The sequence below is a fragment of the Streptomyces sp. NBC_00258 genome (assembly GCF_036182465.1).
GTDB lineage: Bacteria > Actinomycetota > Actinomycetes > Streptomycetales > Streptomycetaceae > Streptomyces.
In genome coordinates this window covers 8,106,404-8,128,529 of the sequence record NZ_CP108081.1, presented here as the reverse complement: position 1 = coordinate 8,128,529, position 22,126 = coordinate 8,106,404, and the positions used below count along the sequence as shown (strand labels likewise).

Sequence of the window (22,126 nt, the reverse complement as noted above, 5' to 3'; positions counted from 1 at the left end):
CAAGACGCGTTATTGACAATCGTTTCCAGACTTGTTGAAAATGGGTGTCATGAACGTACGACGACGTCTTATGTCCGGCACCGCGGCCGCCGCGGCCACCGCCCTGGGTCTCGGGCTCCTCTCCGCCTGCTCGTCCGAGTCCAACGCGGCCGACGGCAACAGCGGGAAGCTCGACGTCGTGGCGTCGTTCTACCCGTTGCAGTTCATCGCCGAGCGAATAGGCGGCGACCACGTCAGTGTGAGCACCCTGACCGAGCCCGGCCAGGAGCCGCACGACCTGGAGATCAGCGCCAAGCAGACCGCGCAGCTCCAGGAGTCGGACGTGGCCCTCTACCTGAAGAACCTCCAGCCCTCCGTCGACGACGCTGTCGCCCAGTCCGAGATCAGGACGAAGATCGACGCGGCCACCCTCACCAGCCTGGAGAAGCACGGCAACGAGGTCGGCGGCCACGCGGCCGAGCACGACGACCACGAGGGCGAGGAAGGCTCCGGCGAGGACCCGCACATCTGGCTCGACCCCGTGAAGTACGCCGAGGTCGCCGAGGGTGTGGGCAAGGCCTTCGAGAAGGCCGACCCGGACAACGCGGCGGACTACACGAAGAACACCGCGGCCCTGGTGAAGCAACTGGACGCCCTCAACACGCAGTTCGAGGACGGCCTCAAGAACACGAGGACGAAGGTCTTCATCACCACGCACGCCGCCTTCGGCTATCTCGCCGAGCGCTACGGCCTCACCGAGGAGGCCATCAACGGCCTGGACCCGGAGAGCGAGCCCAGCGCCAACCGCGTCAAGGACCTTGAGAAGATGGCCAAGGCCGACGGCGTCTCCACGGTCTTCTACGAGACCCTCGTCAGCGACAAGACCGCGAAGACCATCGCCGCGGACGCGAACCTCAAGACCGATGTGCTCGACCCGATCGAGGGCATCACGAAGAAGTCCCGCGGTGACGACTACTTCCAGGTGATGGAGTCCAACCTCAAGGCGCTGCAGTCGGCACTGGGCGCGAAATGACCAACCCCCGGAGGGTGGCGGCATGAAGGACGGCGGCATGAAGGACGAGCCAGACACCTCGACCGTCATATCCCTGCGTGGTGTGACGGCCGAGCTCGGCTCACGCCCCGTCCTGCGCGGTATCGACCTCACCGTGAACCGCGGTGAGGTCGTCGCGCTGCTCGGCGCCAACGGCTCCGGCAAGTCGACGGCCGTCCGCACGGTCATCGGCCAGGTCCCGGTCACCAGCGGCGAGATCGAGCTGTTCGGCACCCCACGGCGCCAGTTCCGCGACTGGGCGCGCGTGGGCTACGTACCGCAGCGCACGACCGCCGCCGGCGGGGTGCCCGCGACGGTGACCGAGGTGGTGTCCTCCGGGCGGCTGTCCCGCGCCCGCTTCGGTGTCCTGCGCAAGGCCGACCGCGAGGCGGTCCAGCGGGCCATCGGCCTGGTCGGCCTCGCGGACCGTGCCAAGGACTCGGTGAACGCGCTGTCCGGCGGCCAGCACCAGCGGGTACTCATCGCCCGCGCCCTCGCCGCCGGGCCCGAGCTGCTGATCATGGACGAGCCGATGGCGGGCGTGGACCTGGCCAGCCAGGAGGTCCTCGCGGAGACCTTGCGCGAGCAGGTCGCCCAGGGCGCCTCCGTCCTGCTCGTCCTGCACGAACTGGGCCCGCTGGAGCCGCTGATCAACCGCGCGGTCGTGCTGCGCGACGGCTGTGTCATGCACGACGGCCCGCCCCCGCAGGCACTCGGCCAGCACGCGCTGCCCGGCCACGACCACGTACATCCCCACGCGGCTCACGACGCCGAACCGATCCGGACGGGACTGCTGAGCTGATCGCCATGAACCTCGAAATCCTCGACTACGCCTTCATGCAGCGGGCCCTGCTCGCCGCCGTCCTCGTCGGCATCACCGCGCCCGCCGTCGGCATCTATCTCGTCCAGCGCCGCCAGGCCCTGCTGGGCGACGGCATCGGCCATGTGGCGATGACCGGCGTCGGCCTCGGCTTCCTGCTCTCCTGGTCGCCGGTGTGGATGGCGACGGCCGTCTCCGTGGTGGGCGCGGTCCTGATGGAGCTGATCCGCTGGTACGGCAAGACGCGCGGCGACATCGCGCTGGCGATGCTCTTCTACGGGGGCATGGCCGGCGGTGTGATGTTCATCAACCTCGCGCCCGGCGGCTCCAACGCCAATCTGACCTCGTACCTCTTCGGCTCGCTCTCCACGGTCTCCGAGGAGGACGTGACGGCGATCTGCCTGCTCGCGGCCTTCGTCGTCCTCGTCACGGTCGGACTGCGCCGGCAGCTGTTCGCGGTGAGCCAGGACGAGGAGTTCGCGCGGGTCACCGGGCTGCCGGTGCGCGCCCTGAACCTGCTCACGGCCGTCACCGCGGCGGTCACCGTCACGGTCGCCATGCGGGTCGTCGGCCTGCTGCTGGTCTCCGCCCTGATGGTGGTCCCGGTGGCCGCCGCGCAGCAGCTCAGCCGCAGTTTCGCCGCGACGTTCGCGATCGCGGTGGCGATCGGGGTGAGCGTGACCATCGGCGGCACGGTGACCTCGTACTACCAGGACGTGCCGCCCGGTGCGACGATCGTCCTGCTGACCATCGGCGTGTTCATCCTGCTCACGGCGTTGGCCACACCACTGGCCCGGCGCAGGGCGCGGGCCGCCGCGCAGGCCGCGGCCCAGGAGGCCGGCGATCCGGCGGAATGCGCGATTCCGGCCACGCGCACACCCACCGGAAAGGTCGGCGTCTGACTGCGCCCGGTCCGGGCTGGCACAATGGCCCGGCAAGCCGCAGACGTTTGGAGGCAACGGTGACGACCGCTGGACCGCCTGTTCGGGGCCGTTCCACCCGGCAGCGTGCCGCCGTGGCGGCGGCGCTCGACGAGGTGGACGAGTTCCGCAGCGCCCAGGACCTGCACGACATGCTCAAGCACAAGGGCGACTCCGTCGGGCTGACCACGGTGTACCGCACGCTGCAGTCTCTTGCCGACGCTGGCGAGGTCGATGTCCTGCGCACGTCGGACGGCGAATCCGTGTACCGCCGCTGTGAGAGCGGCGACCACCATCACCACCTCGTGTGCCGCGTCTGTGGCAAGGCCGTCGAGGTGGAGGGGCCGGCCGTGGAGAAGTGGGCGGAAGCGATCGCTTCGGAGCACGGCTATGTGAACGTGGCTCACACGGTGGAGATCTTCGGCACCTGTGCGGAGTGCGCTGCGCGCGCCAAGGGGTAGGGCGGCGGCGGTTCGTTTTCGGGTGCGGGCCGGTGGTGGCTTGTCGCGCAGTTCCCCGCGCCCCTAAAAACTGCGCCGTTCCCCGCGCCCCCGGCTTTTGTCTTTAGGGGCGCGGGGAACCGCGCGATCAGCCCCCACCGGGCCCGCACGTCCGAACCAAACGATCAGGCCCCTTCGGGGCGGCCCCGCATGCCCTCTTCCATTGCCAGGAGGTCCTCGTTGGGGACGGCTCCGCCGAAGCGGCGGTCGCGGGAGGCGTACTCCACGCACGCACGCCAGAGGTCGCGACGGTCGAAGTCGGGCCACAGGACGTCCTGGAAGACCATCTCGGCGTAACTGGACTGCCAGATCAGGTAGTTGGACGTGCGCTGCTCACCGCTGGGGCGCAGGAACAGATCCACGTCCGGCATGTCCGGGTAGTAGAGGTACTTCTGGATGGTCTTCTCGGTGACCTTGTCCGGATCGAGCTTCCCGGCGGCGACATCCGCGGCCAGCGCCTTCGCGGCGTCGGCGAGTTCGGCGCGACCGCCGTAGTTGACGCAGAAGTACAGCGTCATCTTGTCGTTCTTCTGCGTCTGCTCCTGGGCGATCTGGAGCTCGTGGACGACGGACTTCCACAGCTTGGGCATGCGGCCGACCCAGCGGATGCGGATGCCGAGCTCGTCCATCTCGTCGCGGCGGCGCCGGATGACGTCCTTGTTGAAGTTCATCAGGAAGCGGACCTCCTCGGGCGACCGCTTCCAGTTCTCCGTCGAGAAGGCGTACAGCGAGAGGTTCTTGACGCCCAGCTCCAGACAGCCCTTGAGGACGTCCATGACGACACCCTCGCCGACCCGGTGCCCCTCGGTGCGCGGCAGTCCGCGCTCCTTGGCCCAGCGGCCGTTCCCGTCCATCACGCAGGCCACGTGGTTCGGGATCAGCTCGCCGGGGAGCTTGGGCGAGCGGGCGCCGGACGGGTGCGGCTCCGGCGTCTTGTACTCGCGGCGCTGGCGCCCCAGGATCCCGCGTACCACCATGTGCTTCTCGTCTCCCTCTGATCTCTGTACGGCCGGTGATCTCTGTACGGCCGGCTGTTCTCTGCCGCTTACTTCTCCACGTAACGCAGCGAGCGCAGTCCGCGCTCCAGGTGCCAGTGCAGATAGGCCGACACCAGACCGCTGCCCTCCCGGACGTGCCGCGACTCGCACGCGTCCGCGGTCGCCCAGTCCCCCGTCAGCAGCGCGCCGAGGAGTTCGAGGGCCTGCGCCGAGGGTACGACGCTGCCGGGCACCCGGCAGTCGACGCAGACGGAACCTCCCGCGGCGACCGAGAAGAACCGGTTCGGTCCCGGCATGCCGCACTTCGCGCAGTCGTTGAAGCTCGGCGCGTAGCCGTTGACGGCGAGGGAGCGCAGCAGGAAGGCGTCGAGGATGAGGTGCGGCTCGTGCTCGCCCTGGGCGAGTGTCCGCAGGCCGCCGACCAGCAGCAGATACTGCTGCACGGCCGGCTCGCCCTCGTGGTCGGTGAACCGCTCGGCGGTCTCCAGCATGGCCGTCCCGGCGGTGTACCGCGCGTAGTCGGCGACGATCCCGCCACCGTACGGAGCGATCGTCTCGCTCTGCGTGCACAGCGGCAGCCCGCGCCCGATCAGCTCGCTTCCCCGCGCGAAGAACTGCACGTCGACGTGGGAGAAGGGTTCGAGCCGCGCCCCGAACTTCGACTTGGTCCGCCGGACACCCCGCGCGACGGCTCGCACCCGCCCGTGACCGCGAGTGAGCAACGTGATGATGCGGTCCGCCTCGCCCAGCTTCTGGGTGCGCAGGACGACACCGTCGTCGCGGAAGAGACTCATCGCGCGCCCCCACGGGTTCCCGGCTGGGGGTACGGGGGTCGTCCCCCGGGAGACTGCAGCATGATGCGGTCCGCCTCGCCCAGCTTCTGGGTGCGCAGGACAACGCCGTCGTCGCGGAACAGGCTCATGGGCCCATTCTCGCGTACGGAGTCAGCGGGTGTGGTCGGGGTGGCTGATCGCGTGCCAGGGCGCCATGTTCCAGGGGCTGGCCCGGTTCGCCGGGTCCAGGAGGGACTTCAGATGGGCGTCCGAGACGGCCTGCGGGGCGGGGGCGTCCGGGGTGCCCCGGAGGTTGTCCCGCCAGACCATCCTGCCGAGCAGGTAGTGCTCGGCGTACTCGTTCCAGGAGGCGTACGACCTCACCACCGCCGGCACGATGTTCTTCAGCGCGGTCCACGCGTCGGCCTCGCCGAGCATCCCGCACGCGAAGCCCCGGCGGGTGATGTCTACGTACAGACCCGCGTCCCACGCCAGCGGTTCGACGCCGAGCCGCAGCCGGGCGCGGGAGCGGTAGCCGGACCGGGCGAGGCCGTCGAGCCGGCCGGCCAGTTCGTCACGCGAGGTGATCTCCCACTGGTCGGCCAGCCAGCGCCGGGCCTTCTCGTCGTCGATGCGGGTGAACGGGTACAGGGTCGTCCGCGAGGCGTCCCGGTCACGGTTCACCGGCGCGCTGAGCGACACCATCCACAGCTGGTGCATGGTGAGCGGAACGGGGTACTTGCGCGCGGCCTTCTGCCTGCGACGTTTCCATATCGCCATGGCGCCGCACCCTATGACAGGCCCCTCCGGGCCTTTCAGGGGACCTCGCCACGGCTGCGTGCGTTGGCGTACGCGGTGGCCGCGCTGAGACGTTCCGCCGCGGTGGCTCCCCGGACGGTGTCCGGTGCGCAGTCCCACTCCTTGCCGCCGCCGTACGGCCTCAGCTGTACGTAGGGTCCCTCGTGCCCCATCACCACGCCCACCCTTCCCGTCCTCGTGTCGACGACGTACGTCCCGACCTTCGGCTTCATCCCAGCACCGCCGCGAGTCGCGCCGCCGTCCCGACGGAACACCGTCCCAATTCGACGAGCGGACAAGGGGCCTCCCGCGCCAAACTTGCCGGGTCGATCCCGAGTGTCGGCAACTTAATTCCTGCCGTTGCCAGTGCCGCGCGCAATTCCTTCACCGTTTCCTCCGCTTGTTCGACACACGCCGCCGAGTGCTGTGCGCCGTGGCCGATCCCGTCAGCCTTCACGGTGTTCCCCTTTCCAATTGGGTTTCACGCTTTTCATCTCCACGGTGACGCCTGCCGCTTAGACTTTGGAAGACCTCTACGCTCAGCAACGTCGGTGCAGTACACGGCAGTACAAGGGGGCTTGGCCATGGCCAATGGTTCGCGGCAGGCTGCTTGGGAGTTCTTCGGCACGGAGTTGAAGAGGCGCCGCGAGGATGCCGGGTTAACTCAGGCGGACTTGGGTTATCGCGTTTTTGTGTCGGGCGGCTACATCGGGCAATTCGAACAGGCCATTCGGAAACCACAGTTGGATGTGGCGAAGAGGATCGACGAGGTCCTACAAACCGATGGCTTTTTCGAGCGCCTCTGGCGAAAGCTCATCAAGGACCAGCCTTATACGGAGTACTTCGCGCACGCGGCAGAGCTGGAGCGACTGGCGACGGAAATCGCCGAGTACGCACCCACGGTGGTACCGGGGCTCCTCCAGACGCGGGAGTACGCCCGAGCGATGTTCTTGGCAGGCAATCCGCTCGCCGACGATGAGTACATCGAGGAGCTGGTCAAGGGGCGCATGGACCGGACGCGGCTGCTCAAGGACGCTACCCGGCCCATGTATTGGGTGGTCCTCCATGAGATGGCCCTGCGCATCTCAGTCGGCGGACCGGCGGTAATGACTCACCAACTGGACCACATCACAACGATGATGCAGCAGCGCATGATGATGCTGCAGGTGCTGCCGTGCGTATCTGGGGCCCACCCGGCCATGGGCAAGATGATGTGGCTCATGGAGTTCGAGGACGCCCCGCCAACCGTCTATACAGAAGGGGTGTTTTCAGGGAACTTGCTGGACGAACCGGCTGTGGTGAAGCGAACCCGTGCGTCTTACGATCTCCTCAGGGCCGCCGCGCTGTCACCGAAGGCGTCCCTGGCCCTGATCGAGTCGGCGGCAGAGGACCACAGACGATGCGCGAGTACGACCTGAGCAACGCCCCCTGGCGCAAGAGCAGTTACAGCGGCGGCGATGGCGGCGAGGCCTGCGTCGAGGTCGCCTACGACTTCATAGGCGCCGCCCGCTGGCGCAAGAGCACCTACAGCGACGACAACGGCGGCGAATGCCTCGAAGTCGCCGACGGAGTCCCCGGTGTCGTACCCGTCCGGGACAGCAAGGTCGTGGACGGGCCCGTTCTGCTGGTCGGCGCCACAGCCTGGACACACTTCATCGGAACCGTCGCGGTGTGATCGTCCCCCTTCATCTGTTGCCAGATGCTCACTCCCGTACGCCCGCCAGCTCAACTGCCCTGCGCCGCAGGGAGAGGCCGGCCGGGACGACCGCCGAGATCACGGCGAGCACCGCGCAGGCGCCCATGGCCGCTGCGAGCGTCGCCCACGGGATCTCGATGGACGTCCGTACCGAGAGCAGCTCGAGCGCGCTCCACATGCCCAACAGGTTGAGTCCGGCGACCAATGCTCCGAGCAGCCCGCCGACCGCGACCACCAACAGCGCCTCGGCGCCCACCAGTCGCAGCACCTGCCGGTCGGTGGCGCCGGCCAGCCGCAGCACAGCGAGGTCGCGGACCCGGTCGGAGGTCGCCATGACCATCGTGTTGGCCAGCGAGATGCCCGTGTAGAGGAGGGCGATCCCGAGGACCAGGAGGAAACCCGTCCGGGTCGTCCGGCTGGTCTCGGGGTAAGTCGCCCGCACCCAGGCGTCCTTGGTGAGGACCTCCCCGCCCGCCGCCCGCACCGCCTCTCGCAGACCGGCGGCCACGGTGCCCGGGTGGGCGCCGTCCACGAGGCGTACGTCGACCCGGTCGACGGGATCCGCGGGGGCGTTGCGCGGGGTGACGTAGACGCCGTTGTCGCCGGTGCCGATGGTCATGACCGCGGCGATCCTCAGAGACTTCCTCGTGCCGTCGCCGAGCCACACGTCCACCCGCTCGCCCACGGTGTGCCTCTCCCACTCCTGGTTGACGATGATCGAGTCGTCGTCCAGATCGCTCGACTTCCCTGCGGCGAGCGGGAGACGGGCCGTTGCCGCGAGTGTTTCCGGCTCGACGGCCCTGGCATCGGACCTGATGAGCGCCACTCCGTCCTCCAGGACGTACACGGCGCTCGACGAGCTCGCGGAGACGTGGACACCTGACATGGCCCGAAGCCGCTTCAGCGTCGCGCCGTCGAACCCGGAGTCGCCCGCCGGGGTGACCACGAAGTCGGCGGCCGTCTGCTCACGGGCCTCGGTGGCCTTCGCCTCGTTGAGGGTGGCGGTGGCGCCCAGCAGCGAACCCGCCAGCGCGACCGTGACCAGCACAGGCGCTGCGACGGCGGCGGTGCGGCGCACCCCGGCGGCGGCGTTCTCCCGCACCAGCATCCCGCCGGCGCCGGGCAGTCGGGCCGGCAGCCAGGCGACCAGCCGGGCCAGTGGCCGCACCAGCACCGGCGCGAGCAGCGCGACCGCGGTGATCAGCAGCATCGGCCGGCTCACATAGGTCTTGCGCTGCAGCAGTTCGCCCGGGTTGGTCACCAGGGCAAGGGCCAGCGTCACCGCTGCGGTGATCAGCAGCGCCGTGCCGAACAGCCGACGGCCCCGTGTCATCGCCCCGGTGTCCACGGACGCCTCGCGCAGCGCCTCGGCGGGACCGGTGCGCCCCGCCCGCCAGGACGCGGCCACCACACCGCACAGGGCCACGAACAGGCCCGTCCAGAAAGCAATGTGGTAGGGCCAGGTGTGGTCGCCGATGGCGAACCAGCGGGGCGCGAGGCTCTCGTCGACCGCCCACTCGGCGAGCCTCGGAGCCCCGTAGGAGCCGAGCACACAGCCGGCGGCCGAGGCGAGCACACCGACCACGAGTGCCTCGGAGACGACCATGCGGCGGATCTGCCCCGGGGTCGCCCCGGCAGTGCGCAGCAGCCCGAACTCACGGCGCCGCTGGGCCACCGCGAACGCGAAGGTCGAGGCCACCACGAACACCGACACGAACCCGGTGACACCGCCTGCGGTGCCGAACATGGCGTTCATCGCGGTGAGGGCCTCGCTGTCCCGGTCGGGGTCGGCGTCGGCGTACCGGCGCGCGTCCCCGGTGAGGACCTGGACGCCCTCGCTGCCGCGCACCGCCTCGCGCACGGCCGCCGCATCGGCGTCGACCACCAACTGGAGGCTGCGCGGCGACAGTTCGGCGGCGCGGGTGTCGGTGTAGAACACGGCGTTCTCGAAACCGAGCCCGGCCACGGTGCCGACGACGCGCACGGTGCCGGCGTCGGTCCGCACCCGGGTGCCCGGACGGGCCCAGTCACCGCTGACGACAGCCTCGTCCGCCGCCTCGGGCGCGCGTCCCGCGTCGAGCCCGTACGGCGCGAAGGCGGCGGTGGACCAGGGGTGGCCCACCAGATCGCCGGGGCCGCCCTCGGCCCTCACGGCGAACGACCGGTCCTCGACGACGGTCCCCAGGTCCCGCAGCTTCGCGACCGTGTGGTCGGGCACGGCACGCGGTTGCGCGAGCTTCTCGGTGCGGTCGCCGATCGAGGTGGGCACACTGAGGGCGTCCTGGCCCTTGACGACGACCGGCGCGGCGGCGAACCGCTCCGCCCCCCGGTCGGGTGCGTCCAGCGAGGACGCCAGGGCCAGCCCCATGTCGGCGATCAGCGCCACGCCCAGGGAGAGGGCGACGAAACTGCCGACGAAGGTGACCCAGCGGGTGCGCAGGACGCGCAGGGCGGTGCTCAGCACGGCGCGGCCTCCAGCTTGGTCATGCGCGCCGCGATGTCCTCGGCACAGGCGCCGGTCAGCTCGCCGTCGACACGGCCGTCGACGAGGAAGACGAGGCGGTCGGCGTAGGAGGCGGCGACGGGGTCGTGGGTGACCATGATGACCGTCTGGCCCTCCCGGTCGACCATGCCGCGCAGCAGGGTCAGCACCTCGCGGCTGGTCTGCGAGTCGAGCGAGCCGGTCGGCTCGTCGCCGAACAGCACCTCGGGGCGGGTGATCAGGGCGCGGGCCAGGGCGACCCGCTGCTGCTGGCCGCCGGACATCTCCGTCGGCCGGTGCCGCGCCCGGTCGCCGAGTCCGACCTGCTGGAGCACCTCGCGCACCCGGTCCTTCCTCGGGCGGCGGCCGGCGAGTCGCAGCGGCAGCGCCACGTTCTGCTCGGCGGTCAGCGACGGCAGCAGGTTGAACGCCTGGAAGACAAAGCCGATGCGCTCGCGGCGCAGCAGGGTCAGCTTGGTCTCGCTCAGCCCGGTCAGCTCCGTGTCGCCCACGGTGACCGAGCCCGATGTCGGCCGGTCGAGGCCCGCGGCACACTGCAGCAGGGTCGACTTGCCGGAACCGGACGGGCCCATCACAGCGGTGAACGTCCCCCTGGGGAAGGCGAGCGATACCTGGTCGAGGGCGGTGACGGACATGCCGCCCGCGCCGTACCGCCGGGTCACGGAGCGCAACCGGATCACGTCGTTGGTCATGTTTCCCCCACCAGCACCTGCTGCTCGGCTCATCGGTGCCTCCACGAAACCGCGGAAGGCCCTCGGGACGCAGTACGGCCCGAACGAGTCTTGGGGTAGTGCCAGGCCTACCCCCGATACGGACCCAGGGCCGATGGCACCGGACCGGTGGGGCCACTTACGTTCATGCACATGCACTCTCGGAATGTGTGGCAGGCCATGTCCCGGCCGGGCTTCCTGCTGTCGGCCTGGCCCTGGCGGTCCGCCGCGTATCTGCTCACCGGCGCGGTGACCGGCGTCGCCGCCCTGGTGGCGATCGTGACGGTGGTGACGGTCTGCGGGGCGCTCGCCATCGTCGTGGTGGGGCTTCCGCTGCTCGTCGTGGTCGCCCTCAGCGGGATCCCGGTGGCCTGGGTGGAGCGGCGCAGGCTGCGCCTGATCGACCGCGACCGGGTGTCCGGTCGGCACCAGATGCCGACCGCGCCGGGACTGTGGGCCTGGCTGACCACCCGCCTGCGCGAGCAGGCGACCTGGCGGGAGCTCGGGTACGCGTTTCTGTTCGCCGGGCTGCTGTGGCCGGTCGACGCCCTGGCGATCACGGTCGCCCTGTTCTTCCCGCTGTCCATGGTCGCCACCCCGTTGCTGATGGCGACCGTCGGCGACGGCCAAGAGGCGAAGGTGCTCAAGCAGTGGACGGTCACCACGTGGCCGACCGCGTTCGGCGTCGCCGTACTGGGCCTGCTCCTGATGGTCCTGTGCGCCTACCTGCTCGGCGTCACGGCGGGCGCCCGCGCCGAGCTGACCCGGCTGCTGATCGCCTCCCGCGAGGGCGAGCTCGGCGTCAAGGTGGTCGAACTGGCCCGCTCCCGCGTCCGGTTGGTGGATGCCTTCGAGGCCGAGCGGCGCCGAATCGAGCGCGATCTGCATGACGGCGCCCAACAGCGCCTGGTGGCCCTGACGATGATGCTCGGGCTGGCCCGCCTGGACACCCCGCCCGGCCCGCTCGCCGACCAGCTCGCCAAGGCCCACGCGGAGGCCGGCAAGGTGCTCGCGGAGCTGCGGGAGCTCATCCACGGCATCCACCCCAAGGTCCTCACGGACTACGGCCTGCAAGCCGCGGTCGCCGACGCCGCCGACCGCTGCGCGGTCCCCGTCGACGTCGACCTCGAACTGCCGGGCAGGCTGCCCCGGGCGGTCGAGTCCGCGGCGTACTTCGTGGTCTGCGAGACGCTGGCCAACGTTGCCAAGCACAGCGGGGCCGACCGCGCGCAGGTGAGCGGCGGTCATCGCGACGGACGCCTGTTCCTCGAGGTGCGCGACGACGGATGCGGCGGCGCGGACGCCTCGGCGGGCAGCGGCCTCACCGGTCTCGCGGACCGGGTGTCGGTCCTGGATGGCAGACTCTCCCTGACCAGTCCGCCGGGTGGACCGACTCTGTTGCATGTGGAGTTTCCTTGCCAGTTGACCAAGGCGGCCGACCGCTCCGCGTAGTGCTGGCCGAGGACAGCGTGCTGCTGCGGGAAGGGCTCATCGGCCTGCTCGTCCGCTGCGGCCACGAGGTGGTGGCGGCCGTCGGCGACGCGCAGGCACTGGTCACCGCGGTCGAGGAGCACGCCCCCGACATCGTGGTGACGGACGTACGCATGCCGCCCGGTTTCCAGGACGAGGGCCTGCACGCGGCAGTGCGGCTGCGGGAGAAGCGCCCCGCACTCCCGGTCCTGGTCCTCAGTCAGTACGTGCAACGGACGTACGCCGCCGAACTCCTGGACTCCGGCGACGGATCGGGCGTCGGCTATCTGCTCAAGGACCGGGTCGGCCAGGTCGAGGAGTTCGTGGAAGCGCTGCACAAGGTGGCGGACGGCGGGACGGTGGTCGACCCCGAGGTGGTGCGCCAGTTGCTGCGCCGCCGCCGCGATCCGCTGGAGCAGCTCACCCCGCGCGAACGCGAGGTGCTGGCGCTGATCGCAGAAGGCAGGTCCAACGGCGCGATCGCAAGGGAACTGGTGGTTTCCGAAGCCGCGGTCGGCAAGCACATCGGCAACATCCTCACCAAGCTGGACCTGCCTCCGACGGACAAGACCCACCGCAGGGTCCTGGCCGTCCTCACATACCTGCGGGCCTGATCCTGACCGGGCGCACCGGGCCGCCGTACGGCGTTCGTTGCCACCTGCGTGCCGCGTGCGCCCATCGATGGCGCGGAACGCCCGGCCGTGCTCGACGTGACCGCCCGGATCGTTCGGCCGACCTTGCGCAACTCCCCGTCGCCGAAGCAGGACAGCGCCGGGCACGTGCCCGTGCCGGTGTCGCGGCCCCCTCCCCCGCGCAGGGCCGCGTGCGTGCCGGCCTCGAACTGCCCGGCGCTGTCACCACCCAGCGTGCGGGGTGGGCGAGCGCGGGGCAACACTTTCGAACCTCGTCTAAAAGCGCAGGCGCGGCGGCGGTGCGGAGCGTGGTGACATGGTCGGTGGGACCACATGGCCTGGGGAGGGATCTGTGGCGGAGTCGAGGGTGCGGCTGGGGCGGGTCGATCAGCTGAACGTCGAGGTGGCTTACCGGCCGGGCACCACGATCGTCTCCCTGCTGGTCGACGCCATGGGTGGCCGTCCGCAGGGTGTGCTCCCGCACGTGCGGCGGACCGTCCGCGCCGGATTGCCGCAGGACGCCGCCCAGTTGCTGCCCTCTCTGTTCGTACCCGGGGTGTCGCCCATACCGGACTGGCTGTCGATGGAAGCGGCCGGCTCGGACCAGGAGATCCGCGAGGCGCTGGCGCTGATGCGTGACCTGCCGGCCGACACCGTGCTGGAGGGGATCGACTTCACGTTCGGCGGGCGGATACCGGACCGGTGGGAGCCCGCGCTGCGTGACCCCCGCCGGTACGCCGTGGCCTTCGCGGACGCGCTGGACGCCGTCCGGACGACGTGCGCACCGGCGCTGCGGCGGACGCGGGCCGTGTACGAGCGGGAGGCCGAGCGCGTCGGGATCGCCTCCGTGACGGGACAGCTCGGGATCGTCCTGTCCCAGCTCAACGCGTTGTGGAGGCTGGACGGCGACGATCTCGTCTACAACGGCGGCCGGATCGGCGACCATGCCCTCGGCGACCGGCGGTTCCTCCTGGTCCCCCTGCTGTCCGGCACCAACGCCTCGATCTTCAGCCTCGACGCCCGGGACAGCGTCTCGCTCGGCTACCCGGCCCGAGGTCTGGCGCTCGCATGGACCGGGCAGGAGCCCTCGCCGGAGTCCCGCGACGCGCTGAGTCACGTCGCCGGCCGGGTCCGGGCGAGAATCCTCCGGCACCTGGCCCACCGCCCGACCGTGAGCGAGACGGCCGCCCACCTCAACTGCGCCCCAGCGACAGTCACTTACCACTGCCACCAACTGGAGGACGCCGGCCTCCTCGTCCGTGAGCGCCGGGGCCAGTCCGTCAGGATGAGCCTCACCCCACGCGGCGAGGCCCTCGTCGAGCTTCTGACCTAGGGCCTGTCGGGGTGCTCAGCCCTTCACGGCCGAGCTGGCCACTCCCTGGACGAACCAGCGCTGGAAGAACGCGAAGACGATCAGGACGGGGAGCACCAGCAGCACGCCGAAGGCGAGGACCTGGCCCCAGTCCACGGGCAGCTGGCCCTGGAAGACGCTCATCTGCAGCGGCAGCGGACGCACCGAGGGGTCGGAGACCATCAGGACGGGCCAGAGGAAGGCACCCCACTGGGTGAGGAACGTCAGGATGGCCACCGACGCGAACACCGGCTTGCTCATGGGGACGATGATCGCGAAGAAGGTGCGCCAGGGTCCGGCGCCGTCGATGCGCGCGGCTTCCTCGATGCTGGGCGGGATCGCGCGGAAGAACGTGGCGAACTGGTAGATGGAGAAGGCGTGGGCGATGAAGGGGACGGCCTGGATGTAGATGGTGTTGCGCTGGTCGTTGAACATGTAGAACAGCGGCACGGCCACCGCCTCGAAGGGCACGAGCATCAGCAGCAGGACGAGGGTGAAGACGGCGTTGCGGCCTCGCCACTTCAGCCGCGAAAGCCCGTAGGCGGCCATGGAGTTGACGATCATCCCGCCGAAGACCACGACGGTGGCCAGCAGCAGCGAGATGCCCATGAAGCGCCAGAAGTAGCCGGTGGCGTCCGAGTCGAAGCTGTTCAGGACGGCACTGTAGTTGTCGAAGGAGAGGTGCGTGGGGAGGAAGCCGGACAGGCCGTTCAGCACCTCGTCGGACGGCTTGAGACTGCCGATCAACAGGTACAGGACGGGGAGGACGAAGATGAAGGCCAGCACGCTCAGGACGGCGTAGTCGAGAAAGCGGCGCAGCGGTGTGCGGGTCATGATCAGTCCTCGTTGCCGGGGCGGACGACGCGGCGCTGGATGAGGGTCAGGGCGACGACGATCAGGAAGAAGACGACCGTGATCGCGGACGCCTGACCGATGTTGTTCTGGTCGAAGGCGGTCGTGACGGCCTGGTACATCACGGTGCGGGTGGCGTCCTCGTCGAGACCGCCGCCGTGGACGAGGACGTACACCTGGTCGAAGACCCGGAAGGACAGCACCGAGGTGAGCATCGCGACGAAGACGAGGGTGCCGCGGATGCCGGGCAGGGTGATGTGGCGGAACTGCTGCCAGGGTGAGGCCCGGTCGAGCTGGGCGGCCTCGTAGAGCTCGCCGGGGATCTGCTGGAGGCCGGCGAGCAGGATGACCATCTGGAAGCCGACGCCCTGCCAGACGGACAGCACGATGATCGAGGCCATCGCGGTGGCGCCGTCGCCGAGCCAGTCGAAAGCGCCCCAGTTGCCGAAACTCACCGTGTGCAGCGCCGAGTTGAGCAGACCGTCGCCGCTGCGGGCGAGGATGAGCCGCCAGATGACCGCGACCAGGGCCATCGGGAAGACGACCGGCATGAAGAAGAAGGACCGGAACAGGCCGATCGCCTTGAGCTTGCGGTTGAGCAGGATCGCCAGGGCCAGCGCGAGGCCCGTCTGGAGTGGTACGACGACCACGGCGAAGGTCAGGTTGTTCAGCAGGGCCCGCAGGAACGGGCCGGACAGGTCGGGGTCGGTGAACAGCCGCCGGTACTGCTCCAGGCCGAAGAAGCTGGGCTCCAGCGGGGATCCGAGGCGCACGTTGTAGAAGGAGAGGACGACTGCGTAGCCGAACGGGACGCCGACGAAGGCGATCAGTCCGACGAGGGCGGGCGCGGACATCAGCAACCCGTGCAACCAGTCGCGGTTCTTGCGCCCCGGACGCCCGGAACGCACCGGACGCGTCGGCCGCGCGGGCTTGGCGAGTGTCACGGGTGGTGCCTTCTCCCGGTCGTGCGGCGCGGTGTGCGCGGGTTCGACGGATTTCACAGGTGAGTCCTGTTCCCGGCGGGGGCGGGTGCGACGGGTGCGGGCCCGCCCCGGCCGATGGGTCCTACGGGATCTCGTAGCCGGCGTTGTCGGAGAAGTCCCGGTCGATGGCACGGGCCGCCTTGGCCAGCGCGTCCTTGGGATCGGCGCCGCCGTAGACGGAGCTGAGCGCCTGGCTGAACTTCGAGGTGATCACGGGGTATCCGGCGGTCACCGGGCGGGTGACGGCGACGCAGGACTTGGTGATGTCGCTGTCGCCGCAGGGCTTGGCGAGCTGGTCGGCGAAGAGCTGGAGCGGGCCGCCCTGCTTGTAGAGCTCGTTCTCGGCGAGCGCCGACTTGGTGGCGGGCGGGGCGCCGTTGGCCGTGGTCATCGCGGTGACGTTGGTGTCGTTCAGCAGGGTGTCGAGGAACGCGCCCGCGGCCTTGGCGTTCTTGGTGTCAGCACCGATGCCCCACGCCCAGGAACCCTGGCCCGTCTTGGGGCCGTTGCCGAAGTCGGGCAGCGGCATCACGACGAGGTCGTCGCCGAGGGCCTCGCTGTAGGCCGGGTACATCCAGTGGCCGACCCAGCTCAGCGCGACCCGGCCCTTTGCGAAGGCGTTGCCGTCGGTGTTGGGGTCGACGTAGGTCTTCCAGGACTGGAAGGTCTTCAGCGCCGAGACCACGGCAGGTGTGTCGAGAGCGCCTTCCGCCTTGCCGTCCTTGAGGAGGGAGCCGCCCGCGGACCAGACGACCGGGGCGAAGCCGTAGGTGCCCCACTCGTTGGCGAAGCCGCCGGTCTCCTGGAGGTCGAGGACCTTTCCGTCGGAGTCCTTGGCCTTGAGCGCCTTGAGGGCGGCGGTGAACTCGTCCGCCGTCCAGGCGTCGGACAGGCTCGTCGGGTACTTCACCCCGGCGGCGTCCAGCAGCTTCTTGCTGCCGTACATCCCGAGCCCGGAGTCGAACATGCCCAGGCCGTAGTGCTTGCCGCCGATCTCGCCCTGCGCCTTGGCGGCGGGGGTCGCGTTGTCCATGGTCTTGGCGGAGACGTACGTGTCGATCGGGGCGAGCTTCTTGTTGTAGACGAAGTTCGCCATGGTCGGACCGTCGAACTCCATGACGTCGGGCAGCTCGGCGGCGTCGGTGGCGGTGATGGTCTTGGTGTAGTCGGTCTCGGGGATCAGCTTCAGGTCGACCTTGATCCCGCTCTGCGAGGAGTTGAAGGACTTCACCGCGTTCTGCAGCGCGGCGGCCTCGCTCTTCTGTCCCTGGTGGGCCCAGACGCTGATGGTGCCCTTGCCGCTGCCCGCCTCGGCGGAGGTGTCGGTGCCACCGCCCCCGCCGCAGGCGGCCAGCGCCGCCAGGGGCAGGACGAGGGCCAGACCCGTACAGGCTGTGCGGCGGTACCTTCTGGTCCTTGAACTCATGGTCATGCCTCCGTGCTGTGGCGAGGATTCGAAGCTGTGGCGAGGGTTCGAAGTGCGGACGTGCCGATGTGCCGATGTGCTGACGTGCTTCCAGGCGTGGGGGTGTGGGGCTCAGGGAGTCACTGCGGTCCGCGCGGGCGCGGCGGGGCGGTGGTCTCGCGCAGGACGAGGCGGATGGGCATCTCCACATGGCCGGGGTGTTCGGCAGCCGGCTCGTCCAGCTGCCGGAGCAGCAGCCGGGCGGCCTCGGCGCCCTGGCCCGCGACCGGCTGGGCGACGGTCGTCAGCCCCACCACGTCGGCGAGTTCATGATCGTCGAAGCCGACGACCGACACGTCGTCCGGCACCTTCAGCCGATGCCGCCGCAGGGCACGCAGCGCGCCCATCGCCATCTCGTCGGACTGCGCGAACACGGCGGTCGGCGGCCGGGAGGCGGCCAGCAGCTCGGTCATCGCCCGCTCGCCGCCCTCGACGGTGTAGTCGCCGTCCGCCTCCAGGGCCGGGTCGTGCCCGATCCCGGCCTCGGCCAGGACGTCGAGATACGCCCGGCGGCGCTCGATGGGCGTGGTCCAGTGCAACGGCCCGCTGGATCCGCTGATCATGCCGATCCGGCGGTGCCCGAGGTTCACCAGATGCCGTACGGCGCTCTCCGCACCGGCCCGGTCGTCGATGCCGACCACGGTGAAGCCGGGCCGGGCGCCACCGACCGTGCTGGCCAGCGGCACCCCCAGGGAACGCAGCGCCGCGGACTCGTCCTCGTCGGGGATGAGCAGCGAAAGCACCGCGTCCACCCGCTTGCGGACCGGCAGCTTGGTGAAGAAACGCTTGCGTGACTCGGGCGCGCCCAGGTTGTAGAGCAGGACGTCGTACCCGGCGGCGCTGAACACCTGCTCCGCCGCGTCGAGCACCGTGCCGAAGAACCAGCGCCCCACGTAAGGGACGACGACCCCGATGGTGAAGGTGCGGCCGCTGGCCAGGCTGGAGGCGGAGCGGGACGCGGTGTAGCCGAGCTGGGCGGCGACGGCCGCGATCCGGTCCCGCACCTCGTCGGAGACGCCTGCCCGGCCGCGCAGGGCGCGGGACACGGTGGACGCGGAGACGCTGGCGGCGCGGGCGACGTCGTTGATGCTGGCCGTCACGGCTCAGTTCCTCCCGTTGATTTCACGTCGGTGTGATCGGTGAGTGACGTGACCGTAAACCTGCCCCCGCTGTTGCGCAAGCGTTTGCGTTCATATTTACTTGGGCCGATTCTCAATAGATGCCGCTTAGGTCAATGGTCAGCGCATGCGTTTGGGCGCTGTGAGCCGACAGGAACTGTGCATGCGATACGCCCCGCCCGGCCTGTGCGTGAACGACTTCGCCCTCCTGCGCGACGAGGACGGCACGTACGCGGTGCTGCACCTGCAGGGGCCCTGGACAGCGGAGTTCGACCACCTGCGGATGGAGACCTCCTACGGCCGGGCGACCTCCACCGACCTGGTCAGCTGGCAGCCCCAGGGCACCGCCTTCGGCAACGGGCTGCCCGGACGCTTCGACCAGCAGGCCGTGTGGACCATGCACCCGTTCCGGCACGGCGGCGGAATGGCCATGTTCTACACGGGAGTGAGCGGGCTGACGGCGGACGGCTGGCCGCTGCAGTCCGTCGGCCTCGCGTACTCCGACCGCACCGACGGCACGGGCTGGCGGCGCCACGGCACCGCGCCGGTCGTCGAGGCGGACCCGCGCTGGTACCGCACCGGTGAACGCATGGGCTGGCGCGACCCGTTCGTCGTGCGCGACGACGAGGGCGAGGGCTGGGTGATGGCCGTCTGCGCGAGCGACGCCTCGCTGCCGGTGGAGGCCGGCGGCTGCGTGGCGCTGGCCACGTCCACCGACCTGGAGCACTGGACGGTCCACCCGCCGCTCGTCTCACCCGGGGACGTCGACGAGTTGGAGTGCCCGGTTCTGGAACGCCTCGACGACGGCAGCTGGCTGCTGCTCGGCTCCATCGGTGCCACCCGCGGCTTCGAGGCGTGGACCGCCCCCCGTCTGCGCGGCCCCTGGACCCGTCGCGGCCCCCTCGGTCCGACCGGCGCCTACGCCCCGCGTGTCGTCGCCGCCCCCGACGGCTCCCGCGTCGTCCTGCACACCACTCCCCGTCAGGTCGGCCTCACCGACACCGGCGACCGTTGCCGTGGCATGCTCGCCCAGCCCAAGTCCCTTGTCGTACGGAAGGATTCGGCGCCCCGACTGGAATGGTGGGCCGGCCTGAACACCTGGCTCGGCGAGGAGACGGACCGCCCCGTCCTGCACGCGGTCGGCGACATCGGCGTATCCGGCCGGCCCGTCGAGGTCACCCTGCGCACGGACGCCCCGGGTGCCGGGCGGCCCGCCCTCACCGTGGGCTGCGACGGCAAGAACCTCTGGGTCACCGGCCCCGACGGCACCCGCCTCGGCGAGACGGTCCTCACCGAACCCGCCGCCACCCTGCGCATCCTCACCGTCGGCGAGTACGTCGAGGTCTACGCCGACGGGGTCTTCGCCCTGACGGCCCTGTGCTACTCCGGGCACCCCGCCCCCTGGAGCGCCGTCACCGAAGGACGCGCCCACGCCGTCCCGGTCCGCCCGGTCCGGCTGCCGGACCCCGACCGTGACGACGCCTCGGCCGTCTGGCCCGGACCGGCACCGCGCTGACCCGCCCCCACCGCGGCCCGGCCCGGCGGGCTGGGCCGCGGCCGGACGCCGCCGCGCGCCGGTTCCCGACGAGTCCGGGCGGGTGTCGACCGCTCGGTCCTACGACATGGTTCTGCCGGCGGCGAGGGCGTGGAAGCTCAGGCCCGCGACGAGTTGCACCCCCGCCGCCGTGAGGAGCGCGGTCGGCAGCGAGTGCGTCGCGAGCGGGCCGGCGACGGCCGCGCCGAGCGCGAAGCCGGTGATCTTGAGGCTGGCGCCTGTCGTGAAGACCTGGCTGCGGAGACGTTCCGGTGACTCCCGGTGCCGGATCGCCAACAACGCGGCGAGTTGCGGTCCTTCACCCACACCCGCCGTCAGGGCCGCCGCGACGACCAGGACCGGGTGGCCGGTCGCGGACAGCACGAGCGCGACCGCCAGGATCAGCGTGCTGCCCCAGATGATCGTGTCCGGCGCGATGGCGCGGGGACGACGTGCGAGTACGGCATTGGCGGCGAGGGCCGAGACCGCCGTGCAGGACAGGAGCAGCGTGCCGTCGGCGGCCGAACCGAAGGTCCGCTCACCGAGCAGCGGGGTGCAGGTGATCAGCATGCCCAGGCCCATGCAGGAGACGACCGAGGCGAGGGTGGTCCGGGCCAGCGGTCGGGTACGGGTGATGCAGCGGATGCCGGCGGCGAGGTCGGCGGTCATGGACGCGGACGCGGTTGGCGGGGCGTTGTCCCAGTTCCGGTCCCGGACCGGGACCGGAACCGGGTCACAGTCTCGATCCCGGCCGCGGTCGCGGCCCGTGGGCAGGGTCCACGCCGCGGGCAGGGCGAAAGCGATCAGCGCGGCCGACGCCACCACGGCGGCCGGTGCTCCGAGGAGATGCGCGAGCGCTCCGGCGAGTGCCGGGCCGGCCAGACTCGCCAGGCTGAACGTCATCGCGTCGAGCGCGTTCGCACGTGGCAGCCGCTCACGGGGCACGACCCTGGGGAGCTGGGCGGTCCAGCCGCCGGACAGGGCCGGCCCGAGGAGCCCCGTGAACACGGCGATCAGGACCGTGAGTTCGAAGGGAAGGCGGCCGAGGCTCAGGAGGATCGCCACCAGGCCCGTCCCGTAGAGGGCGAGGGCCCGGGCCAGCAGGCGGCCCGGCCTCGGGGACCTGTCGAGGAGCACTCCGAGCAGCGGGCCGCCGACCGCCGCCGAGACCGTGATGCCCGCCAGCAACGCCGACGCCTCCGTGGCCGACCCTCCGACCGCGTACCCCGCCAGCAACAGCGCCGGACCGGACATCTCGTCGCCCGCCCGCGCCGCTGCCGCCCCGACGAGGAAGGACATCATCGCGTAACGCCTCTTCATCGGGATGACGTTACGTACGTAACTCAAACCTGCGCAATATGCGTTACATTCGGCCCATGGCAGCTCTTTCCGACGACTGGTCGACGCGGCACTCCGTCCTGGCCAACGCCCGGCGCACCGCGGCCCTGATCAACGTCCTGTCGGGTACGGGCGACCGGCAGCCACAGCCCAAAGACGTGGCCGAAGTGCTGCGGGAGTACGGCGAGTCGGAGCCCGTCGAACTCGCCGAGGACGACGTCGTACGGATGCGTGCGGCCGCCCTCCTCCTCCGTGAGGTCTTCGCCGCCGAGGACGTCGACGCCGCCGCGGCCGCTCTCAACCGCCTGCTGGTGGAACAGACCGGACCGTTGCGGCTCACCTCGCACGGCGGCGGTACTCCGTGGCACCCCCACCTCGACAGCCACGACGACGCCCCGTGGGACGAGTGGTTCCTGACCTCGTCGTGCCTGGCGCTGACCGTCCTTCTCTGGGACCACCAGCGCGCGCCCGGCGGCCTGTGCGCCTCGCCCGCCTGCCGGAACGTCTACATCACCTCGGGCCCGGGTCCGGCCCGCCGTTACTGCTCCCGCCGCTGCGCGACCCGTGTACGCGTCGCGGCCCACCGCCGGGGGCAGAGGGCCCCGGACACGAACTCGGGTTCCGGCAACTCGTAG

Annotated in this window: 23 protein-coding genes; 11 read left to right on the top strand and 12 right to left on the bottom strand. The window is 70.5% G+C overall.

Annotated elements, in window-relative coordinates:
- The first annotated feature begins 49 nt into the window (after positions 1 to 49).
- Genes OG718_RS36310 through OG718_RS36295 form a run of 4 tightly spaced genes read left to right on the top strand, consistent with a single transcriptional unit; the run spans position 50 to position 3,231 of the window.
- Positions 50 to 1,012, top strand: a complete 963-nt coding sequence (locus OG718_RS36310; protein WP_328846190.1) for a metal ABC transporter substrate-binding protein — start codon at positions 50 to 52, stop codon at positions 1,010 to 1,012.
- A 37-nt stretch (positions 1,013 to 1,049) separates the two neighbouring features.
- Positions 1,050 to 1,832, top strand: a complete 783-nt coding sequence (locus OG718_RS36305) for a metal ABC transporter ATP-binding protein (protein ID WP_143631969.1) — start codon at positions 1,050 to 1,052, stop codon at positions 1,830 to 1,832.
- A 5-nt stretch (positions 1,833 to 1,837) separates the two neighbouring features.
- On the top strand, positions 1,838 to 2,752 hold the full coding sequence (locus tag OG718_RS36300; protein WP_143631971.1) for a metal ABC transporter permease: 915 nt from the start codon (positions 1,838 to 1,840) through the stop codon (positions 2,750 to 2,752).
- 59 nt (positions 2,753 to 2,811) lie between these two features.
- Positions 2,812 to 3,231, top strand: coding sequence for a Fur family transcriptional regulator (locus OG718_RS36295; RefSeq protein ID WP_143631973.1), 420 nt, complete (start codon positions 2,812 to 2,814; stop codon positions 3,229 to 3,231).
- Between the two features lie 164 nt (positions 3,232 to 3,395).
- On the opposite strand, the gene OG718_RS36290 is transcribed toward OG718_RS36295, so the two are convergent.
- The 5 genes from OG718_RS36290 to OG718_RS36270 form a co-directional block, all read right to left on the bottom strand.
- Entirely contained in the window at positions 3,396 to 4,247 is an 852-nt protein-coding gene (locus OG718_RS36290) for an isoprenyl transferase (protein WP_143631975.1), read from the bottom strand.
- Positions 4,248 to 4,315: 68 nt separating this feature from the next.
- Complete coding sequence (gene recO / locus OG718_RS36285; protein ID WP_143631977.1) at positions 4,316 to 5,062, bottom strand: DNA repair protein RecO; 747 nt, start codon at positions 5,060 to 5,062, stop codon at positions 4,316 to 4,318.
- Positions 5,059 to 5,190 carry a hypothetical protein gene (locus tag OG718_RS36280; RefSeq protein WP_313904861.1) on the bottom strand — a complete coding sequence of 44 codons (132 nt, stop codon included), beginning with the start codon at positions 5,188 to 5,190 and terminating at the stop codon, positions 5,059 to 5,061. Before OG718_RS36280 ends, recO begins: the two co-directional genes overlap by 4 nt.
- Before the next feature lie 22 nt (positions 5,191 to 5,212).
- On the bottom strand, positions 5,213 to 5,821 hold the full coding sequence (locus OG718_RS36275; RefSeq protein ID WP_260694825.1) for a DUF1266 domain-containing protein: 609 nt from the start codon (positions 5,819 to 5,821) through the stop codon (positions 5,213 to 5,215).
- Between the two features lie 35 nt (positions 5,822 to 5,856).
- The gene (locus OG718_RS36270; RefSeq protein WP_055613418.1) at positions 5,857 to 6,072 is read right to left on the bottom strand and encodes a hypothetical protein; all 216 of its coding nucleotides are present in this window, start codon (positions 6,070 to 6,072) and stop codon (positions 5,857 to 5,859) included.
- 351 nt (positions 6,073 to 6,423) lie between these two features.
- Here OG718_RS36270 and OG718_RS36260 point away from each other — a divergent pair, with 351 nt between their 5' ends.
- Both OG718_RS36260 and OG718_RS36255 read left to right on the top strand, forming a co-directional pair.
- On the top strand, positions 6,424 to 7,257 hold the full coding sequence (locus OG718_RS36260) for a helix-turn-helix domain-containing protein (protein ID WP_143631978.1): 834 nt from the start codon (positions 6,424 to 6,426) through the stop codon (positions 7,255 to 7,257).
- Positions 7,239 to 7,514, top strand: a complete 276-nt coding sequence (locus tag OG718_RS36255; RefSeq protein WP_143631980.1) for a DUF397 domain-containing protein — start codon at positions 7,239 to 7,241, stop codon at positions 7,512 to 7,514. The genes OG718_RS36260 and OG718_RS36255 overlap by 19 nt, the downstream gene beginning before the upstream one ends.
- A gap of 28 nt (positions 7,515 to 7,542) precedes the next feature.
- Here OG718_RS36255 and OG718_RS36250 read toward each other — a convergent pair whose 3' ends face one another.
- Positions 7,543 to 9,999: an FtsX-like permease family protein gene (locus OG718_RS36250; RefSeq protein WP_328846189.1), complete on the bottom strand. Its 2,457-nt coding sequence runs from the start codon at positions 9,997 to 9,999 to the stop codon at positions 7,543 to 7,545.
- Positions 9,993 to 10,730: an ABC transporter ATP-binding protein gene (locus OG718_RS36245; RefSeq protein WP_328846188.1), complete on the bottom strand. Its 738-nt coding sequence runs from the start codon at positions 10,728 to 10,730 to the stop codon at positions 9,993 to 9,995. Before OG718_RS36245 ends, OG718_RS36250 begins: the two co-directional genes overlap by 7 nt.
- 198 nt (positions 10,731 to 10,928) lie before the next feature.
- Here OG718_RS36245 and OG718_RS36240 point away from each other — a divergent pair, with 198 nt between their 5' ends.
- The 3 genes from OG718_RS36240 to OG718_RS36230 all read left to right on the top strand — a co-directional run bounded on the left by OG718_RS36240 (position 10,929) and on the right by OG718_RS36230 (position 14,183).
- Positions 10,929 to 12,200, top strand: a complete 1,272-nt coding sequence (locus OG718_RS36240; RefSeq protein WP_328847892.1) for a sensor histidine kinase — start codon at positions 10,929 to 10,931, stop codon at positions 12,198 to 12,200.
- Positions 12,200 to 12,832 carry a response regulator transcription factor gene (locus OG718_RS36235; RefSeq protein ID WP_328847891.1) on the top strand — a complete coding sequence of 211 codons (633 nt, stop codon included), beginning with the start codon at positions 12,200 to 12,202 and terminating at the stop codon, positions 12,830 to 12,832. The genes OG718_RS36240 and OG718_RS36235 overlap by 1 nt, the downstream gene beginning before the upstream one ends.
- Positions 12,833 to 13,202: 370 nt before the next feature.
- Positions 13,203 to 14,183 (top strand): winged helix-turn-helix domain-containing protein, encoded by a 981-nt coding sequence (locus tag OG718_RS36230; protein WP_328846187.1) that lies wholly within the window; start codon positions 13,203 to 13,205, stop codon positions 14,181 to 14,183.
- A gap of 15 nt (positions 14,184 to 14,198) precedes the next feature.
- Here OG718_RS36230 and OG718_RS36225 read toward each other — a convergent pair whose 3' ends face one another.
- From OG718_RS36225 to OG718_RS36210, 4 genes are all read right to left on the bottom strand, one after another.
- Complete coding sequence (locus OG718_RS36225; protein WP_143631986.1) at positions 14,199 to 15,035, bottom strand: carbohydrate ABC transporter permease; 837 nt, start codon at positions 15,033 to 15,035, stop codon at positions 14,199 to 14,201.
- A gap of 2 nt (positions 15,036 to 15,037) precedes the next feature.
- Positions 15,038 to 16,054, bottom strand: a complete 1,017-nt coding sequence (locus OG718_RS36220; protein ID WP_143631988.1) for a carbohydrate ABC transporter permease — start codon at positions 16,052 to 16,054, stop codon at positions 15,038 to 15,040.
- Positions 16,055 to 16,118: 64 nt separating this feature from the next.
- Entirely contained in the window at positions 16,119 to 17,462 is a 1,344-nt protein-coding gene (locus OG718_RS36215; RefSeq protein WP_143631990.1) for an ABC transporter substrate-binding protein, read from the bottom strand.
- A 119-nt stretch (positions 17,463 to 17,581) separates the two neighbouring features.
- Positions 17,582 to 18,601, bottom strand: coding sequence for a LacI family DNA-binding transcriptional regulator (locus OG718_RS36210; RefSeq protein WP_328846186.1), 1,020 nt, complete (start codon positions 18,599 to 18,601; stop codon positions 17,582 to 17,584).
- Between the two features lie 181 nt (positions 18,602 to 18,782).
- Between OG718_RS36210 and OG718_RS36205 the strand changes: the two genes are divergently transcribed.
- Complete coding sequence (locus OG718_RS36205; protein WP_328846185.1) at positions 18,783 to 20,135, top strand: mucin-1; 1,353 nt, start codon at positions 18,783 to 18,785, stop codon at positions 20,133 to 20,135.
- A gap of 99 nt (positions 20,136 to 20,234) precedes the next feature.
- Here the strand turns inward: OG718_RS36205 and OG718_RS36200 are convergent, their stop codons facing one another.
- Complete coding sequence (locus OG718_RS36200; protein ID WP_328846184.1) at positions 20,235 to 21,473, bottom strand: MFS transporter; 1,239 nt, start codon at positions 21,471 to 21,473, stop codon at positions 20,235 to 20,237.
- A 56-nt stretch (positions 21,474 to 21,529) separates the two neighbouring features.
- Between OG718_RS36200 and OG718_RS36195 the strand changes: the two genes are divergently transcribed.
- The gene (locus tag OG718_RS36195) at positions 21,530 to 22,126 is read left to right on the top strand and encodes a CGNR zinc finger domain-containing protein (RefSeq protein WP_143631997.1); all 597 of its coding nucleotides are present in this window, start codon (positions 21,530 to 21,532) and stop codon (positions 22,124 to 22,126) included.

Excerpts from the sequence above, each read along its gene's own strand:
- OG718_RS36310 (WP_328846190.1), top strand. The coding sequence starts at position 50 with ATGAACGTACGACGACGTCTTATGTCCGGCACCGCGGCCGCCGCGGCC.
- OG718_RS36305 (WP_143631969.1), top strand. The coding sequence starts at position 1,050 with ATGAAGGACGAGCCAGACACCTCGACCGTCATATCCCTGCGTGGTGTG.
- OG718_RS36300 (WP_143631971.1), top strand. The coding sequence starts at position 1,838 with ATGAACCTCGAAATCCTCGACTACGCCTTCATGCAGCGGGCCCTGCTC.
- OG718_RS36290 (WP_143631975.1), bottom strand. The coding sequence starts at position 4,247 with ATGGTGGTACGCGGGATCCTGGGGCGCCAGCGCCGCGAGTACAAGACG.
- recO (WP_143631977.1), bottom strand. The coding sequence starts at position 5,062 with ATGAGTCTCTTCCGCGACGACGGTGTCGTCCTGCGCACCCAGAAGCTG.
- OG718_RS36280 (WP_313904861.1), bottom strand. The coding sequence starts at position 5,190 with ATGAGCCTGTTCCGCGACGACGGCGTTGTCCTGCGCACCCAGAAGCTG.
- OG718_RS36275 (WP_260694825.1), bottom strand. The coding sequence starts at position 5,821 with ATGGCGATATGGAAACGTCGCAGGCAGAAGGCCGCGCGCAAGTACCCC.
- OG718_RS36270 (WP_055613418.1), bottom strand. The coding sequence starts at position 6,072 with ATGAAGCCGAAGGTCGGGACGTACGTCGTCGACACGAGGACGGGAAGG.
- OG718_RS36260 (WP_143631978.1), top strand. The coding sequence starts at position 6,424 with ATGGCCAATGGTTCGCGGCAGGCTGCTTGGGAGTTCTTCGGCACGGAG.
- OG718_RS36255 (WP_143631980.1), top strand. The coding sequence starts at position 7,239 with ATGCGCGAGTACGACCTGAGCAACGCCCCCTGGCGCAAGAGCAGTTAC.
- OG718_RS36245 (WP_328846188.1), bottom strand. The coding sequence starts at position 10,730 with ATGACCAACGACGTGATCCGGTTGCGCTCCGTGACCCGGCGGTACGGC.
- OG718_RS36240 (WP_328847892.1), top strand. The coding sequence starts at position 10,929 with ATGTCCCGGCCGGGCTTCCTGCTGTCGGCCTGGCCCTGGCGGTCCGCC.
- OG718_RS36225 (WP_143631986.1), bottom strand. The coding sequence starts at position 15,035 with ATGACCCGCACACCGCTGCGCCGCTTTCTCGACTACGCCGTCCTGAGC.
- OG718_RS36215 (WP_143631990.1), bottom strand. The coding sequence starts at position 17,462 with ATGAGTTCAAGGACCAGAAGGTACCGCCGCACAGCCTGTACGGGTCTG.
- OG718_RS36205 (WP_328846185.1), top strand. The coding sequence starts at position 18,783 with ATGCGATACGCCCCGCCCGGCCTGTGCGTGAACGACTTCGCCCTCCTG.
- OG718_RS36200 (WP_328846184.1), bottom strand. The coding sequence starts at position 21,473 with ATGAAGAGGCGTTACGCGATGATGTCCTTCCTCGTCGGGGCGGCAGCG.
- OG718_RS36195 (WP_143631997.1), top strand. The coding sequence starts at position 21,530 with ATGGCAGCTCTTTCCGACGACTGGTCGACGCGGCACTCCGTCCTGGCC.